Below are 1,023 nucleotides of genomic sequence, written 5' to 3'. Positions count from 1 at the left end.
AACCTGAAGAAACCACAGCGGCGCTGGCCCGCTGGCTGGAGGCCTAATGGACAACTCTCTTCTGGACCTGCTGAAATCGGTCGACACCCCCACCGTCTGCAACGCAATCGAAGTTGCCCAGGGCAAGCGCGGGTTTGCCAATTTCACCCGCGGCACCATGCTGTGCTCTGCGCCGGAAGAAGGCGCAATCGTGGGCTACGCCTGCACCGCCAAAATTGCGGCCGTCAATCCGCCCGCTGAACCGCCAGAGATAATCCGGGAACGGCGCATGGCCTACTACAGGCACATGTCTGAGGGTCCGCGCCCGGGCGTGGCGGTGGTGGAAGACCTCGACTACCCGGACTGCATCGGCGCCTACTGGGGAGAGATCAACACCACGGTCCACAAAGGGTTCGGTCTTTCCGGTGCGCTGACCAACGGCGTCATGCGCGATCTGGGCGACCTGCCGCATGGGTTCCCGGTCGTTGCCGGTTCGATCGGTCCCAGCCACGGTTTCGTTCATGTGCGTGAAATAGGTACTTCAGTCACTGTCTTCGGGATGGAAGTGCAGGACGGGAACCTGATCCACGCCGACCGCCATGGCGCGCTCGTCATTCCGGCGGACGTCGTGCCGCTATTGGGACGTGCTATCCGGAAGCTCCTGGAGACGGAGAAACTGATCCTGGAACCAGCGCGCCGCGAAGGTTTCGGCTTTGCCAGTTTCGAAGAAGCCTGGGCCGCTTTCGAACAGGCGCGAACTTAAAATTGGGGCAGCAAGTGCGCCGTGGCGCGACTGACGAATGAGCTGTCTGTTTTGGTCAAGCAGTAGTGCTCTTGTGCAAGGCAGCTTGTCTTCTGCCGGAATGTTGACGAAGGCAGCTCGCTGAGCGTCCGCTTCTACAGTGAGTCTGGGGCGCGCTCGCACCCGCAGCGAACTTCCGGAAACCGCCCATTTTGTTGAAAAACTCCGAATTCGGCGCAAACTGCTGAAATTTTTCGCAGCACAGGGCGGGTTGCCGTATTCGGCGACCCGGAAGTTCCGTT

The 1,023-nt window shown here is 60.6% G+C and carries 1 protein-coding gene; it reads left to right on the top strand.

The features are described from left to right. Nucleotides 1–46: 46 nt before the first annotated feature. Nucleotides 47–742 carry an RraA family protein gene (locus A2I95_RS42160; protein WP_291738186.1) on the top strand — a complete coding sequence of 232 codons (696 nt, stop codon included), beginning with the start codon at nucleotides 47–49 and terminating at the stop codon, nucleotides 740–742. Nucleotides 743–1,023: the final 281 nt, after the last annotated feature.

It is taken from the genome of Leisingera sp. F5 (assembly GCF_001593695.1).
This window is presented reverse-complemented; position numbering and strand designations above follow the sequence as displayed.

Bases quoted from the DNA above. Each gene is read 5' to 3' on its own strand.
- A2I95_RS42160 (WP_291738186.1), top strand. From the start codon at position 47: ATGGACAACTCTCTTCTGGACCTGCTGAAATCGGTCGACACCCCCACC.